General features: G+C 37.4%; 15 protein-coding genes. 14 read left to right on the forward strand and 1 reads right to left on the reverse strand.

Annotation, left to right across the window (positions count from 1 at the left end; all coding sequences use genetic code 11):
- The first annotated feature begins 1 nt into the window (after position 1).
- Positions 2–1,696 (forward strand): motility associated factor glycosyltransferase family protein, encoded by a 1,695-nt coding sequence (locus HNR63_RS01435; protein WP_181519576.1) that lies wholly within the window; start codon positions 2–4, stop codon positions 1,694–1,696.
- Positions 1,697–1,741: 45 nt separating this feature from the next.
- Here HNR63_RS01435 and HNR63_RS01440 read toward each other — a convergent pair whose 3' ends face one another.
- Entirely contained in the window at positions 1,742–4,363 is a 2,622-nt protein-coding gene (locus HNR63_RS01440; protein ID WP_181519577.1) for an IPT/TIG domain-containing protein, read from the reverse strand.
- Positions 4,364–5,440: 1,077 nt separating this feature from the next.
- On the opposite strand from HNR63_RS01440, the gene HNR63_RS01445 reads away from it, so the two are divergent.
- The 13 genes from HNR63_RS01445 to HNR63_RS01505 all read left to right on the forward strand — a co-directional run bounded on the left by HNR63_RS01445 (position 5,441) and on the right by HNR63_RS01505 (position 15,739).
- Positions 5,441–6,445 carry an NAD-dependent 4,6-dehydratase LegB gene (locus HNR63_RS01445; protein ID WP_181519578.1) on the forward strand — a complete coding sequence of 335 codons (1,005 nt, stop codon included), beginning with the start codon at positions 5,441–5,443 and terminating at the stop codon, positions 6,443–6,445.
- On the forward strand, positions 6,442–7,614 hold the full coding sequence (locus HNR63_RS01450; RefSeq protein WP_181519579.1) for a LegC family aminotransferase: 1,173 nt from the start codon (positions 6,442–6,444) through the stop codon (positions 7,612–7,614). The genes HNR63_RS01445 and HNR63_RS01450 overlap by 4 nt, the downstream gene beginning before the upstream one ends.
- A complete protein-coding gene (gene neuC, locus HNR63_RS01455) occupies positions 7,607–8,764 on the forward strand; it encodes a UDP-N-acetylglucosamine 2-epimerase (protein WP_181519580.1) in 1,158 nt (385 codons plus the stop codon). The genes HNR63_RS01450 and neuC overlap by 8 nt, the downstream gene beginning before the upstream one ends.
- Positions 8,761–9,831, forward strand: a complete 1,071-nt coding sequence (neuB, locus tag HNR63_RS01460; RefSeq protein WP_181519581.1) for an N-acetylneuraminate synthase — start codon at positions 8,761–8,763, stop codon at positions 9,829–9,831. Before neuC ends, neuB begins: the two co-directional genes overlap by 4 nt.
- Entirely contained in the window at positions 9,831–10,463 is a 633-nt protein-coding gene (locus HNR63_RS01465; protein WP_181519582.1) for an acetyltransferase, read from the forward strand. Before neuB ends, HNR63_RS01465 begins: the two co-directional genes overlap by 1 nt.
- Complete coding sequence (locus HNR63_RS01470) at positions 10,460–11,509, forward strand: nucleotidyltransferase family protein (RefSeq protein ID WP_181519583.1); 1,050 nt, start codon at positions 10,460–10,462, stop codon at positions 11,507–11,509. Before HNR63_RS01465 ends, HNR63_RS01470 begins: the two co-directional genes overlap by 4 nt.
- Entirely contained in the window at positions 11,506–12,207 is a 702-nt protein-coding gene (locus tag HNR63_RS01475; protein ID WP_181519584.1) for an acylneuraminate cytidylyltransferase family protein, read from the forward strand. Before HNR63_RS01470 ends, HNR63_RS01475 begins: the two co-directional genes overlap by 4 nt.
- 64 nt (positions 12,208–12,271) lie before the next feature.
- On the forward strand, positions 12,272–12,511 hold the full coding sequence (locus HNR63_RS01480; protein WP_181519585.1) for a cell wall biosynthesis glycosyltransferase: 240 nt from the start codon (positions 12,272–12,274) through the stop codon (positions 12,509–12,511).
- Between the two features lie 132 nt (positions 12,512–12,643).
- The gene (gene flaG / locus HNR63_RS01485) at positions 12,644–13,018 is read left to right on the forward strand and encodes a flagellar protein FlaG (RefSeq protein ID WP_085789596.1); all 375 of its coding nucleotides are present in this window, start codon (positions 12,644–12,646) and stop codon (positions 13,016–13,018) included.
- Positions 13,019–13,030: 12 nt separating this feature from the next.
- Positions 13,031–14,584, forward strand: coding sequence for a flagellar hook-associated protein 2 (locus HNR63_RS01490; protein WP_181519586.1), 1,554 nt, complete (start codon positions 13,031–13,033; stop codon positions 14,582–14,584).
- A gap of 15 nt (positions 14,585–14,599) precedes the next feature.
- A complete protein-coding gene (gene fliS, locus HNR63_RS01495; RefSeq protein WP_181519587.1) occupies positions 14,600–14,992 on the forward strand; it encodes a flagellar export chaperone FliS in 393 nt (130 codons plus the stop codon).
- Complete coding sequence (fliT, locus tag HNR63_RS01500; RefSeq protein WP_181519588.1) at positions 14,992–15,342, forward strand: flagellar protein FliT; 351 nt, start codon at positions 14,992–14,994, stop codon at positions 15,340–15,342. Before fliS ends, fliT begins: the two co-directional genes overlap by 1 nt.
- Before the next feature lie 136 nt (positions 15,343–15,478).
- Complete coding sequence (locus tag HNR63_RS01505; RefSeq protein ID WP_246316699.1) at positions 15,479–15,739, forward strand: DUF8042 domain-containing protein; 261 nt, start codon at positions 15,479–15,481, stop codon at positions 15,737–15,739.
- Positions 15,740–15,770: the final 31 nt, after the last annotated feature.

The raw sequence follows: 15,770 nt of genomic DNA on the forward strand, positions 1-15,770 counted from the left end.
TATGATGTATCGTATTGTCTCTCAGTGCTCTGATGATGGAACAGAAATATTTGTTTATATTAAAAATGGAAAAAATATTCCGTTAAATTCTATGTATTCCCCTGCTAAAGAGGCGGAACGTTTTTTAAAGAAAATAACCGATACAGAGCAACATCTTGTAATTATTATTGGGTTCGGTAATGGAATGCTACTTCAGAAGTTGCTCCATAGCGATATGTATGAGAAAGCAGCACACTTTATATTCATTGAACCTTTTAGTGAAGTCGAGATTTCAGAGAAAAACCGTGAGCTAATACAAAACCATGAAAAAATCAGTTTTTATTATGTCGATGAGTTCACATCGATTGTTTTTGCCAATTATTTATCGAGGTTTATTTCCTTGCCTGTTAGTATTCATATACATCCGAATTATACAAAGGTAGACTCTACCATTCTGAAAGATTGTTTGAAGCGAATTAATGAGGGGATTAATACGAGGAAAATTTTAAACAACACGGAAATGAAATTTGCGATTGATTGGATTGTAGAGCCTCTATTAAATTTACAATATGTTAATCGTTCGGTTAATATAAAGGACCTAAAGGACGTGTTCCAAGGTGAGAAAGCGGTTCTTATTGCTTCCGGGCCTTCTTTGAAAAGGAATATGGAAATAATAAAGAAACTTGAAACATCAGTTTATACATTTGCTGTGGGTTCAGCATTAAGAGCACTGTTAACCCATGAAATTTCACCCGATTTTGTGTTAAGTATTGATTCCAGCGATAGGAACTATCGAACCCATTTTCAGGATTTGCAATATAATGGGACATTAATTTTTGAAACCATGTCCAATTCAAACATACAAAAGGAACATGGTGGAAACCTGGTTGCATGTCGGTCTCTTGGTGACAATGTATCATCTTTATTCTTCCCAGACTTATATGCGTTTCCGTTTTCGGCACCGTCGGTGGCTATTTTTGCACTTCAGGTTATTGCTTACTTAGGTTTTTCAGAAGTGTATTTAGTTGGACAAGATTTGGCTTTAATCGATGGAAAGTATTATGCTGAAGGGATTAAAGAACACGAAGGGATGCAATCTCTACATGTAGAAACGTGGGTAGAAAATAATCGAGGAGAAAGAGTTGGTACGACACAATCTCTTAAAATCTTCTTAGAGTCATTTGAAAAATTGATTGAAACACTTCCAAACATAAAAGTATATAATTTATCGGAATTAGGTGCGAGAATTAAGGGTGCAGAATTTTTGCCCCCAAATTTGATCGGGGATCTCCCTTTGCGGCGTAATATTCAAGTGGATTACGAAAAAAATTTAAATAAGAATTTTGATAATTGGAAAATAATAGAATTAATCAATCAATTTCGAATACTGATGGAGGAAACGAAAAAAGCGAGTCGATTTGTAAAAAGATTGAACAAAATAGGTGGTATCACATCAAAAGAGATGTCAAAGGTTTTAAAAATGTTTAAAAAGATCAGTCAGAATCAACTTCTTGAAAACATACTTTTATCGAATTTAACATTTGCGTTTAATAGGATTGTGAATAAATTTCAGTATTTTGAAAACAAGAATGTCTATACAGGTGACGATTTATTATTTTTAACAAAAGAACTAGATAATTTTTATACATTAGTTATAAAATATGTTGATGACATCATTAATGATCAAAGAATTATAAGTTTACTAAACAAAGAATAGGCTAGCGAGGATCCTTAGCCTATTCTTTGTTTATATATATTTTTATTAATAATACATATATTTAGCGGTTGAGCTTAATCCGTCACGGTTCACTACGATATCAACTGTCTTAGTTGTATCGGAGGATGGCATGCGTATTCGAATTCGATCGGTTGAAAGATAGGTGTATGCAACTACTTGTCCATCAACAGTAACGGTCATTTTACCGTTAAAGTTTTTTCCAAAAATATAAACATAGTTCCCACCTGCTTTTGAGCCACTATTAGGAGATAGTGATGCAATTGTTGGCTGGAGGCCCTCATACGTATAAGCATCATTTAAAGAGGCCTCGTGGCTATCTGGATTTACCACCTTCACATCTACTAGGTCAGCAGATGAGGAGGGAGGAACCCTTACTTCAATTTCATTGCTAGAAATAAATTTTGTAACAGTTGCTTGTCTATCCCCAAAATACACTTGAATTCCTTTCTTGAAATTTTGACCATGAATATTTACGAGATTTCCACCAGTCACGCTACCTTTTGTGTTTGATAAAGAGTTGATGACTGGCAAAGGATCAGGAACAGGAACAATATAAGTAAAGCCATTTGATAATGTTCCCGATTGACCGTCTGGATTCACAATTGTTACATCGACAGATCCAGGGCTTATAATGCTTGTTGGGGTTATGACTCTAATTTTACTTGTTGTTATAAATGTCATCGATGCTTCTGTTCCACTAAAATATACTTTAGCCCTTGAAGAAATATTTTTTCCAAAAATATAAACTAATTTTTGTTCACCAATCATTGCTTCAGCTGGCGTTAATGAAGTAATTTGAGGTGCCGGTGCTGAAGGGGGTGATAAATATTCAAAAGCATTTTGAAGCTCATCAGATGATCCATCAGGGTTTACTACTTTCACATTAACAAATCCTGGATTGGCATAGATTGGAGTTGAGACACGCACTTTGCTTGAATTTGCATAATAATTAATTAGTGCTTCTCGATCTCCAAAGTATACTTTCATATTTTTATCGAAGTTAGCTCCAATGATGTATACTTGGTCCCCGCCATTTAAGTTTCCAGATGTTACAGTAATACTATCCAATTGCACTGCAGGTGTTGGGGGTGGGGCTAGGTAATTATAAGCATTTCGAAACTCGGCCGTTGTACCGTCAGGATTTTCAATACTTATTGTCACTTTACCAGGAACATCTGATGAAGGTACAATAGCGTAAACTTTGCTGCTAGTTGCAAATTCTGAAGTAGCTAATTTATTATTAATATATACTTTAGCCCCCTTCATAAAGTATGATCCGATAACAGCAATCTTATTTCCACCTGTGATCGGTCCCTCATTAGGGGTTACAGAACTTATTGTTGGAGTAGCATAATAAGTAAAAGTATCTGTCGCGTATTTTCCATCTTCATTCTGTACTTTCACAGTAACAGATCCTTGTGAACCGATAGGAGTAAGTACAGAAATTTCGTTGGGACTAATCGATTGAACAGTTGCCAAATAGGAGCCAAAATAGACTTTTGTTCTTTGTGAAAAGTTTTGACCTTTGATAGTAACTGTTTCCCCACCGGATGTTAGCCCTTTACTAGGTTGAACCGAGGTAATGCTAGGTGATTTATATGTAACAGTTACAGTAGGATTGGAAGTATTAAAAGAATATGGTTTAGCCTCGTGATCATAATATTCCGTTTGGGTTGTACCTAATAGGTATGAACCTGTGGCAGTAGAGCTTTTTAACCTAATTTTATATTTAAAAGTCAATTGGTCAGCTTTTAATTCAGTTATTTTCCAAATCAATGTGTTTCCATTTACGATAGGTTTTGGAATGTTATCTCTGTATGAACCAGTTACAATTTCAAATTGAGAGGCAACTGTATCTGTAATAGTAACGTTATAAGCACTTGCTAGACCCATTTCTTGAACAATTTTTTTATAAATATCAGGTAAACCTACAGATCCTAGTACGAAATGATGGTGTGTTGCTGATGTTGCCATTTCTTTAAGTAATGCGTTAGGTGCACTTTGGTTTGGATCTTCGTTTGGTGCCAGTAAAGCTATTGAGTAAAAAACTATGCCAGCGTTTTTGGCGATTGCAGCACTTTGTTTAGCATCTTCAAAATCATTTGCTGCCCCATCTGTCAAAATCAAAATTGTAGGTTGAGCATCAGGGCGATGATTCGCAAGCAACGCTGTTGCTTTCCTGACTGCATCTCCGGTATTAGTTGATCCTCCTAATGTAATTTGATTTACATATGCTTTTGCTGTATTTGCATCAGTTGTCAGGGGAAAGGTCGATGATGTATCGCTAAAATCAACGATTCCAACACGATGTTTAGTTAAGTCTAGTAAGTCAATAAATTCTTTTGCTGCATTTTTTGCAGCTTCGAGTCTATTATCGTATGACATACTTCCAGATTTATCAATGATTAATATAATATCATTTGGCTTTATCGTGGTCGTTGGTCGGGGCGTTCCTGTCACTGTTAATGTCACTTCTGCCTCATCTTCTGAAGTCATTTTCGTTGTGTTAATGCTCTTGATAACACTCATGAGCCGATCGACAGAAGAACCACTCGTATTAGCTGAGACTAACATGCTCAGAAAATTTAAGGATATGAGGATAACTGCTAATAAAACTACAAAAAATTTTTTGTGAAAATTATACATTTTTAATTGTCCCCCTTTATATTCCGCATGAAAAGATTTGTCAAGTGATGAATGGGTTTTTTAATTACTGGATGAAGTGTTCATAAAGATTCACCCCCTTCAATTCGATAACAATTATATTTCTTTACTTGCTTACGTGTGTTACTGCTATAGACAAGGCATGGCTGTTTAGGGGGTTACTAATAAAAAACTTTGTAAATACTCATCCTTTCATCATATTCAGTTTCTTCGGTTAGGTAGTAACAGATGTTGTGAAGAAAGAAATAATAGAATTTTTAACCATTTGATATGAATTAGTATACTATTTGCAGCCATTTTTTTAAAGATTATTTCTTAAGAAAATATATGTAACCGCTAAATAAAACTGAACAGAATCCGATTGATTAAATTGAACAGTTTTTTGACATTTAGAAATGCTCCCTTTACATGGATTGGTATCATGATATTCTCATTTCATGGGGCAGATTCTTATTATTGTCTGCTTTCTGTGGAAAATTATTCAATGTAACGTGACAATGATTTCGCTCCATTTTTCAATAAAGTGCCCCTTTATTTGGTGAAAAAAGGGTTCATCAACACAACATGTACTTGACAAGTGATAAACAAGAATGTGCAAAAATCATTGATTTGCTGATTCTTCCTTACAAGCTTCAGTAGAACGTGTTATAAAAAATCAAGTACAACTTTTGGTGAAGAGCCGAAAACAGTTTAATTTCGCTCATTAATTACCTGTATGTAACTTTATGTTTTTTGGTTGTGAAAATTTATCATTTTCGGTCTATAGTTAAGCTATCATTTCGTTTTTTTCTCTTTTGAATGAATATATCGATAGAATGCAGTTATTTATCTTTTTCATAAACAAAACACCTGATGTTCGGGAAGAACTTTTCGATTTTTTCATGATATGGTAGTCTATCTATGAAGTATGAATCGATTTTGATCTAAAAATGGAGTGTATCACTTTTTCTTGAAATGCATGCTAGACGTCTTATAGAGATATACTGACTTATGAAAATGTACGACATTGATAAACAAATTGAAGTAATCATCATTTATAGCTAAAAAGGAGTTGACCATATGATTCGGAGGAAACCAAAAATTTTAATCACGGGGGCGGATGGTTTCATAGGATCCCATTTAACCGAGGAACTCGTTCGAAAAGGATACGATGTCAAAGCATTTGTTTACTATAATTCATTTAATTCATGGGGATGGCTCGATTATTCACCATTAAAAAATGAATTTGAAGTGTTTGCAGGGGATGTTAGAGACCCGCATGGTGTCAAAGAGGCAATGCGCGGATGCGATATTGTCTTGCATTTAGCGTCTCTAATTGCTATTCCGTATTCGTATCACTCGCCGGATACGTATGTTGATACGAATGTGAAAGGCACGTTGAATATTTTGCAAGCAGCGCGCGAATTGAATGTTCAGAAAGTGGTTCATACTTCGACAAGCGAAGTATATGGAACAGCGCAATACGTGCCGATTGATGAAAATCACCCGCTTCAAGGGCAGTCCCCATACTCCGCTTCTAAAATTGGTGCGGATCAAATGGCGATTGCTTTTTATCGTTCTTTTCATACACCTGTTGCGATTATTCGTCCATTTAACACATATGGTCCAAGACAGTCGGCGCGGGCTGTAATCCCGACGATTATTACACAGATCGCCTCTGGAGCACGTAAAATTAAGCTTGGTTCCCTTCACCCGACAAGGGATTTTAATTATGTGAAGGATACAGTAGAAGGTTTTATTTCTGTCATGAACAGTGAACAGGCAATCGGTGAAGTTATCAACATCGGTAGTAATTTTGAAGTTTCGATTGGAGAAACGGCACGACTTATTGCAGAAACGATGGGTGTCGACATCGAAATTGAAACGGACAATGTTCGTGTGCGCCCGGAAAAAAGCGAAGTAGAAAGACTATGGGCAGACAATTCAAAGGCAAAAGCTTTGCTTGGTTGGGAGCCTAAATATGGAGGAAAAGAAGGGTTTAAGAAGGGATTAAGAGAAACGATTGAATGGTTTACAGACAAAAGAAATTTATTACAATATAAGGCAGATGTGTATAACATATGAATGGCGCGATTTTAGAACTGGTGAAAAGGATTAAAAGCATGTGTCCGCAAAAAGATTTTATCCCATTGCATGAACCGGAGTTTAAAGGGAATGAACAAAAGTATGTTGCCGATTGTATTGAGACAGGCTGGGTGTCATCTGTCGGGAAATATGTCGATCAATTTGAACGGATGCTAGCGGAATTTACGGGGGTGAAAAGAGCGGTTGCGGTTGTGAACGGAACTGCTGCGCTTCATATTGCCTTAAAAATTGTTGGCATTCAACCAAATGACGAGGTGCTCATACCTGCTCTCACTTTTGTAGCAACAGGAAACGCTGTTGTTTATTGTGGAGCCGTTCCCCATTTCACTGATGTGTCAATCGAGACGTTAGGAATTGATCCATTTAAACTGGATGATTATTTGAAAGATGTGGCAATCATAAGAGGAAATCACTGTGTTAATAAACAAACAGGTCGAATTATTCGTGCCGTTGTGCCAATGCATACGTTTGGACATCCTGTGGATATAGATGCACTGTTTGATGTATGCGAAAGATGGAACTTAATAATGGTTGAAGATGCGGCTGAGTCGTTAGGCTCTTATTATAAAGGAATTCATACAGGGAACTTTGGAAAAGCTTCTGCTTTGAGTTTTAACGGAAATAAAATCATTACGACAGGCGGTGGAGGTGCAATTTTAACGAATGATGAGAAATTAGCGAACTATGCTAAACACCTCACTACGACTGCTAAACGTCCTCATCCTTGGAAATATGAACATGATACAATCGGTTACAATTACCGTCTGCCCAATATTAACGCTGCATTAGGATGCGCGCAGCTTGAATATATAGATGAGCTTATTGAAAAAAAACGTCGACTTGTTCACCAATATGAGAAGCTGATAGCTGATTGTCAAGGAGTTCGGTTATTTAAAGAGCCAAGATTTGCAAAAAGCAATTATTGGTTGCAAACATTGATTTTTGACGAGACGGTATATGATATTCACCAAGTTTTAGAGACATTTAATAACCATAACGTCATGTCAAGACCTGTATGGGAGCCATTACATCTTTTGGAGCCGTTTCAACGATTCCCGAAAGCCGATTTATCAGTAACAGAGAAAGTCAAGAATCAAATTGTCAATATTCCTAGCAGTCCATACTTAGGGGAAGATGCAAATGAGTAAACGAAAAATATGTGTAGTAACAGGTACAAGGGCAGAATACGGTCTACTATATTGGTTGATGAAAGGGATTCAATCAGATTCCGATCTGGAGTTACAAATTATTGTAACAGGTATGCATTTATCCCCAGAGTTTGGATTAACGTACAAACATATTGAAGAAGATGGTTTTGTAATTAATGAAAAAGTGGAAATGTTGTTATCGAGTGATACGGCTATAGGTATTACAAAGGCGCTCGGATTAGGGACGATCGGTTTTGCTGATTCATTAAATCGGCTAAAACCTGATATTTTAGTGTTGTTGGGCGATCGTTTTGAAATATTAGCAGCTGCTCAAGCAGCTATGATTGGGAGAATACCGATTGCTCATATCCATGGTGGAGAAGTCACATATGGCGCGTATGATGATTCGATTCGGCATTCGATTACGAAAATGAGTTACATTCATTTTGTAACAACGGAAGTACATCGAAAGCGAGTTATTCGGTTGGGAGAACATCCGAGCCGGGTTTATAACGTAGGCGCTCCTGGTATTGAAAATATTTTGAAATTGCCGTTGCTTTCCAAAAAACAGCTAGAGCAGTCATTAGGTATCAATTTAGAAAGGCCTGTATTTTTAATTACTCATCACCCAACAACTTTAGGTAGCAGTCCAATTGAAGGTACAGAAGAGCTTTTAGAAGCCTTGAATCACTTTAGTGAGGCAACGATGATTTTTACAAAAGCAAATGCGGATGACCATGGAAGGACGATTAATTATTTAATTAGTAAATATGTAAGCAAAGATCCAAACAGACGGAAGCTTTTCGATTCATTAGGACAAGTCAAATATTTAAGCTTGCTGAAATATGCTGATGTCATTATTGGTAACTCTTCAAGCGGACTGATAGAGGCTCCTTATTTGAAAACGCCTACGGTTAACATCGGGGATAGGCAGAGAGGAAGAGTAAGACCTCATTCCGTGTTTGATTGTCGTCCGGAACCTAATGAAATAGTTAATGCCATTAAGAAAGCATTACACTATCAATTTAAAGAAGAACATCGTTATAGAATTTTCGGAAATGGTGACACCTCTATAAAAATCCTTGAAGTACTAAAAAACATAGAAATTAGCTCAGTAGCAAAAGAATTTTATGATGGAGAGATTGTATGAAAGGTACAATGATTATTGCGGAAGCAGGGGTTAATCATAATGGCTCGTTAGATTTAGCGTTTCAACTAGTTGACGCTGCAGTAGAAGCTGGTGCGGATGCGATTAAGTTTCAAACATTTAAAACTGAGCATCTAGTGACAAAATCCGCGCAACAGGCAGAATATCAAAAAAAGAATATGGGTAAGTCTTTATCGCAATATGAAATGTTAAAAAAGCTAGAGTTAAGCTATGAGGAGTTCAAAAAACTGAAGAAATATTGCGATGAAAAAAATATCATGTTTTTGTCGACACCTTTTGATTTAGAAAGTGTAGACTTTTTAATTAAAGAACTAAAATTGAGTCTTATTAAAATACCGTCTGGTGAAATTACTAATGCACCATATCTACACAAAATTGCTTTCCACGGTGTCGATGTTATCTTATCAACAGGAATGGCAACGAAGGAAGAAATTCATCATGCACTAGCATTTTTAGCTTACGGCTTTGCGAGAAAAACAGATGTTTCGTTTGTTACGGTCAAGAATTTTTATCAGACATATGAAGCGAAAATGCTTCTGGAGGGAAAAGTTCGACTGTTGCATTGTACTACTGAATACCCAACGCCATATGAAGATGTTCATTTAAATGCAATGGATGATATGAGAGAGGAGTTTCATCTGCCTGTTGGGTTATCAGATCACACAGAAGGAATCGTTGTTCCGATTGCTGCAGTTGCCAAAGGAGCAACCATTATCGAAAAACATTTCACATTGGATAAGACATTGCCGGGCCCTGATCATAAAGCTTCTTTAAATCCAAACGAATTAAAAGAAATGGTTCAATCTATCCGCATCGTTGAAAAAGCTCTAGGTGAAAAACAAAAACGACCAACACAGACAGAGTTGAAAAATAAAGAAATAGCAAGAAAAAGTTTGGTTGCAGCGCAGGCGATCCGAAGAGGAGAAAAGTTTACGTTCAATAATTTGACAGTCAAACGACCCGGAACAGGAATAAAACCCTACTATTATTGGGATTATATTGGCAAGATAGCAGAGAGAAACTATGGGAAAGATGAGGTTATCGAATAATGTGTTCGAAACCGGTTATTATTGTAGGGAACGGTGGGCATGCCCGTGTATTAATTGAAATTTTGCTCATGCAGAAAAAACAAATTTTAGGTTATACTGCTCCCACAGAGGAACAGAATCCTTATCATATTGCTTATCTAGGAACAGACGAGACGATACTGCAATATGAACCGGAGACAATTGAATTAGTAAATGCTATCGGATCTATATTTACAACGAAAATGCGTGCAAATATATTCACTTTCTTTAAATTAAAAGGATACCGTTTTTGTACCATTGTTCACCCTTCAGCTATTGTTTCAAACACGGCTGTGTTAGGCGAAGGTGTGCAAATCATGGCAGGGGCTATCATTCAACCATTTGTTCGAATCGGAGATAATACGATTATCAATACTTCGGCTAGCATTGATCATGATTGTTATATCGGTGATCATTGCCATATTGCACCGGGATGCGTATTGTCGGGGAGCGTAACCGTCGGCAAAGGAACGCATATTGGCACAGGGACAAACATTATCCAAAATATTGAAATTGGAAAAAATGTAATAATCGGCGCAGGTTCTTTAGTTTTAAGAAACATCTATGACGATAAAAAAGTTTACGGAAGTCCAGCTAAGGAAGTGAGCGAATGAAAAATTGGAAAGAGTTATTAGTTTCCCCTTCCACCTCCATTGTTGAAACGATGAAAAATATAGATGAAACTGCTGCGCAAATTGCGTTAGTAGTAAACGAAGATTATCAGCTTTTAGGGACAGTAACGGACGGAGATATTCGAAGAGGCATTTTAAAAGGAATTTCTCTGGAAGATCAAGTGTTGAAAGTCATGAACCAAAATCCTGTTACGATTCAAAAAGGAGTATCAAGACAAACGATCAAAAAGTTGTTCCAGGAAAAAAAGCTACGCCAGCTCCCTATCGTAAATGAAAATAATCAAGTAGTTGATGTCATTTTTTCAAATGACATTTTTGCCCCAATCATTTTTGATAATTGGGTTGTTTTAATGGCTGGGGGGCTGGGCACTCGTCTTCGTCCTTTAACAGAAAACATTCCCAAACCGATGTTGAAAGTGGGCACAAAACCCATTCTGCAAACGATATTGGAGAGTTTTATTGAATACGGTTTTCATAAGTTTTACTTGTCGGTTAACTACAAACGAGAAATAATTAAGGATTATTTTGGTAATGGTTTTGAATGGGGTGTCCAAATAGAATATCTTGACGAAAATAAGAGACTAGGCACTGCAGGAGCACTATCTCTTTTTTCTGAAAAACCGGAAAATCCAATTATTGTTATGAATGGAGATATTTTAACGAAAGTAAATTTTCAACAATTGTTACAATTTCACGAAGAAACTCATTCAATAGCCACTATGTGTGTACGAGAATATCATCATCAAATTCCTTATGGCGTTGTGAGAATTGATGACTCAATGCTTTGTTCCATTGAAGAAAAACCGATTGAGCGATATTTTGTCAATGCAGGAATTTATGTTCTGAATCCAGAAACGTTGGATGTAATTCCAAAAAACGAATATTTCGATATGCCTTCATTGTTTAAAACACTCATTAATCAACAAAAGAAGACAAGTGTGTTTCCTATTCGTGAATATTGGCTGGATATAGGAAAGATGCCTGATTTTGAGAGAGCGAACTTAGAGTTTTCGGAGGTCTTTGGATGATTAACGATAAAAAAGTTTTAGCCATTATCCCTGCTCGAGGCGGATCGAAGGGAATTCCAAGAAAAAATATTATCCCTCTCAAAGGAAAGCCGTTAATTGCTTGGACGATAGATGAGGCAAAAAAATCTCGCTTTTTAGATCGAATAATTGTGTCGACAGACGACGAAGAAATTGCAGATATAGCAAAACAATGGGGGGGAGAGGTGCCGTTTTTCAGACCCAAAGAGTTAGCACAAGACGATACACCGGGGATTGATCCTATATTACATGCATTAAGTTACTTTACAGACTATGAATATGTAGTGGTATTACAACCGACCTCTCCTTTAAGAACGGCAGAAGATATTGATGAAGCTATTTCCTTATGTGAAAAAAATAAAAGCAACTTTTGTGTATCAGTAACGGAGAGCAAGGTGGTACCAGAATGGATGTTTTTTGTAAACGAAGAAGGGCTACTAACTCCTCTAAATGATAATAAACAAATTCCTTATCAGAGACAGAAGGCGAGAAAAACGTATGTACTTAATGGGGCGGTGTATGTTGCGAGAATAGAAGCGTTAGTAGATACTCGCTCATTTTTAACAACAGAAACCATTCCTTATATTATGCCATCCGATCGATCGGTTGACATTGATGATGTGAGTGATATTGCACATTGCGAATATCTAATAGAAAAATGGGAGAGGAAAATACATTAAATGTTGAAAACCTATAGCGGATGGAAGGTTATAGTCACCATAAATAGATGCGATGTTTTACAATATGGAACGATACGCGTATGTATTTTCGTTCATCGAGCGATCTTTCATTCGCTGTTTAGAAATTGGTGAGACGGATAAATACGATTGTGTCCGTGGAACGGGTAGTTTTTTAGCGGCTTATAACCTTGGTGTTTTTTACGAAGTGACAGGACAAATGGGGAAAGCGATCCGTTTTTACGAACAATCAGCACACGAAGGATATGAAAAGGCGAGTGAGCGATTAAAGGTATTGAAACAATAGTAATCATGTTGATCGATTTTTAGTGTATTAGCCTCTCTAACGAACGAGAGGTTTTTTCTTTTCCCCCTTCAAAATTCCCTTCTTCCATCCGATATAAGCAGTAGGAACGTATATGCAAAGGAGCGAACGGTGATGATTGAACGAATTTCTTCTTCTCTTTCTTCCACATATATGTATGAAAAAACGGTGAGCGAAAAAACGACAGAACGCCCAACGGAACAACCGAAACAAGAGCAAACCACTTTACAACAACTAAACGCAAAACAAGAAGAAGATCGCATTTCAAAAGAAAAACTTGAAGAAATCGTCAAGGGAATGAACGAATTTTTACAGCCGAGCCATACGTCGTTAAAGTTTAACGTGCATGAAGATTTGAAAGAGTATTATGTCCAGCTTATTGATGAACGAACGAAAGAAGTAGTTCGCGAAATTCCACCGAAAAAGCTGTTAGATATGTATGCGGCGATGATGAAATTTGTCGGTTTAATTGTTGATCGAAAAATTTAGGAGGTGACAAATATGAGTATGATGCGTATAGGTGGATTGGCAAGCGGCATGGATATCGATAAAATCGTTGGCGATTTAATGAAAGTGGAACGTGCGCCAATTGATAAATTAAAACAAAAAAAGCAATTGCTTGAGTGGCAACGCGACGCATATCGCGATATGAATCGTTTACTAGACGCATTAGATAAGCAAATTTTTGACGGCGTGATGCGCCAAAGCACGTTTTTGCAGAAAAAAGTGACGAGTTCGAATGAAAACGTTGTGACAGCAACTGCGGCTCCGTCTGCTGCGAACCAAACGGTAGAAATTAGCAATATTACACAACTTGCGACAGCAGCGAGATGGACGTCTCAAAATACGATTAATATAAGTGCGAATGACCAGTTGAGCACATTATTTTTAGGTACAGAGGTAATGCCAACTTCTTTACAGTTTAAAGTAAAAAATCCGGGTAGCAGTGTTGAAGAAACGGTTACTATCTCACTTGACCCAAGTAAGGACACATTGAGTACGTTGATTTCAAAATTGAATCAAGATACTAAATTAGGCGTTCGTGCGTTTTACGATGATTTTACACAGAAAATGGTCATTACTAAAAATCAAACGGGCAGTGGATCTTCTATTGAAGTTACAAGTGGTGCAGAACTTTTCACTAAATTAGGATTTAACCTAGATATACAGGTTGATTCAAGCGATCCATTAAATGTAGTCACAAAAACGTTTTTACAACAAGACCCAGGAACAGGTCAAAACGCCAAATTTACAATTAACGGTCTTCAAACAGAACGCACATCGAACACATTTACAATTAACGGCATGACATATACGCTGAAAAATACGCATGCAGGCACGGTGACGATTACATCAACGACAAACACCGATGCGATTTTTAACTCGATTAAATCATTCGTTGATAAATATAATGAAACGATCGATGAAATCAATAAAAAGCTAAAAGAAACGCGTTATCGCGATTATCAGCCGCTTACAGATGAACAGCGTGAGAAGTTGACGGAAAAGCAGGCGGAGAAGTGGGAGGAAAAAGCGAAAAGCGGCATTTTGCGCAGCGATTCGATTTTATCAAACGCCCTCTCTAGCATGCGCCAAGCACTTTATCGAAAAGTAGATGGAGTGGTGGACGGATTTTCTCAACTTGCACAAATTGGCATTACCACGACGCCAAACTATTTAGAAGGCGGAAAGTTAATTATCGACGAAGCGAAACTAAGACAAAAAATCGAAGAAAATCCAGATGCGATTTATCGTTTATTTAGCCAAGATGGAAGCAATAATGCAAAGGGTATTGTCCGCCAACTTCGCGATGAAATTAAAAAGACGATCAAAAGTATTGAAGATAAAGCAGGAAATACGTTAAAAGCTACGAATCAGTATATCATTGGAAAAAGTATTATAGACATTGATACGCGCATTAGTGCGGCAGAAGATCGGCTAAAACGAGTAGAAGATCGCTACTGGAAGCAGTTTTCCGCGATGGAAAAAGCAGTGCAACGTGCAAACTCGCAAAGCATGTATCTCATGAATGCCTTTGGCGGTGGAGCACAATAATTAGGAGGTTGAACGATGAACCCATATCAATCATACCAAACAAATGCGGTGCAAACAGCGTCACCGGGGGAATTGACGCTTATGCTTTATAACGGTTGCTTAAAGTTTATTGCGCAAGCGAAAAAAGCGATCGAGGAGCAAGATATTGAAGCGCGCAATACAAATTTATTAAAAGCGCAAAAAATTATTCAAGAGTTGATGGTGACGCTCAATATGGAATATGAAGTAGCAAAATCGATGATGACGATGTATGACTATATGTATCGTCGTTTAGTTGAAGCAAATATTAAAAGCGACATCGCGATTTTAGAAGAAGTCGAGGGATACGTCAAAGAATTTCGCGACACGTGGAAGCAAGTGATTCAACTAAATCGTCAACGTCAATACGCGCAAGGCGGTCACGTGTAATGAGCGTTGTTTCAGAGCTTTTGGGCATAACAAAGGCAATGGTTGAATTGCTTCGCGAGCCGATTGAAAAAGAGAAACGTGATGCGGTGATTGAACAAATCGAGGAAATGCTTGAGAAGCGTGAACAGCTTCTCAAGCAACTTCCAGCAACGTTAACGGAAGAAGAAAAGAAAATGGGGAAACAGTTGCTTACGTTAGATCGTGAGACAAACGATCTTCTTCGGCAATTTAAACAACAAATCCAGCAAGACTTAAAGCAAATTAAACAAACAAGAGAAGCGGTCGATCGTTATGACGACTTGTACGATTCGTTAGCGAGCGACGGCATGTTTTACGATAAAAGAAGGTAGGTATCATGATGACTCAGTTAACTCCAGAACAATTGACGGTCGTTCGTCAATGTGTAGCACTATTAGACACAATTGAAGAAGGTTTCATTACGTCATTGAAAGTTTTGCGGATTATGAGCGTACGCAAGGGGATGTTGTGCTTGCGGATATTTTTACAGCGTTCGGTCAAATTGAACAGACAAATGAGCGATCGCTTGCACATTTTTTCGCTGATGATGTTGCACTATTGAATGAGCTACAACGATTTTCCGCTGTCGTAGAAGAGGCGTGGAAATTAGACGGAAAACTACACGATCCAAACGCAAAACAGCAAATTGTCGAAAAATATGTAGCGCCAGCGTTTGAAGCGTGGAAAGTAAGCATGATGCAACATCTTCGTCCATATGTTGAACAATAAGAAGAGGAGGGCAGACAGCTCTCCTCTTTGT

This window comes from Anoxybacillus ayderensis (genome assembly GCF_013761015.1).
GTDB lineage: Bacteria > Bacillota > Bacilli > Bacillales > Anoxybacillaceae > Anoxybacillus > Anoxybacillus ayderensis.

Bases quoted from the DNA above. Each gene is read 5' to 3' on its own strand.
- HNR63_RS01435 (WP_181519576.1), top strand. From the start codon at position 2: ATGATGTATCGTATTGTCTCTCAGTGCTCTGATGATGGAACAGAAATA.
- HNR63_RS01440 (WP_181519577.1), bottom strand. From the start codon at position 4,363: ATGTATAATTTTCACAAAAAATTTTTTGTAGTTTTATTAGCAGTTATC.
- HNR63_RS01445 (WP_181519578.1), top strand. From the start codon at position 5,441: ATGATTCGGAGGAAACCAAAAATTTTAATCACGGGGGCGGATGGTTTC.
- HNR63_RS01450 (WP_181519579.1), top strand. From the start codon at position 6,442: ATGAATGGCGCGATTTTAGAACTGGTGAAAAGGATTAAAAGCATGTGT.
- neuC (WP_181519580.1), top strand. From the start codon at position 7,607: ATGAGTAAACGAAAAATATGTGTAGTAACAGGTACAAGGGCAGAATAC.
- neuB (WP_181519581.1), top strand. From the start codon at position 8,761: ATGAAAGGTACAATGATTATTGCGGAAGCAGGGGTTAATCATAATGGC.
- HNR63_RS01465 (WP_181519582.1), top strand. From the start codon at position 9,831: ATGTGTTCGAAACCGGTTATTATTGTAGGGAACGGTGGGCATGCCCGT.
- HNR63_RS01470 (WP_181519583.1), top strand. From the start codon at position 10,460: ATGAAAAATTGGAAAGAGTTATTAGTTTCCCCTTCCACCTCCATTGTT.
- HNR63_RS01475 (WP_181519584.1), top strand. From the start codon at position 11,506: ATGATTAACGATAAAAAAGTTTTAGCCATTATCCCTGCTCGAGGCGGA.
- HNR63_RS01480 (WP_181519585.1), top strand. From the start codon at position 12,272: ATGGAACGATACGCGTATGTATTTTCGTTCATCGAGCGATCTTTCATT.
- flaG (WP_085789596.1), top strand. From the start codon at position 12,644: ATGATTGAACGAATTTCTTCTTCTCTTTCTTCCACATATATGTATGAA.
- HNR63_RS01490 (WP_181519586.1), top strand. From the start codon at position 13,031: ATGAGTATGATGCGTATAGGTGGATTGGCAAGCGGCATGGATATCGAT.
- fliS (WP_181519587.1), top strand. From the start codon at position 14,600: ATGAACCCATATCAATCATACCAAACAAATGCGGTGCAAACAGCGTCA.
- fliT (WP_181519588.1), top strand. From the start codon at position 14,992: ATGAGCGTTGTTTCAGAGCTTTTGGGCATAACAAAGGCAATGGTTGAA.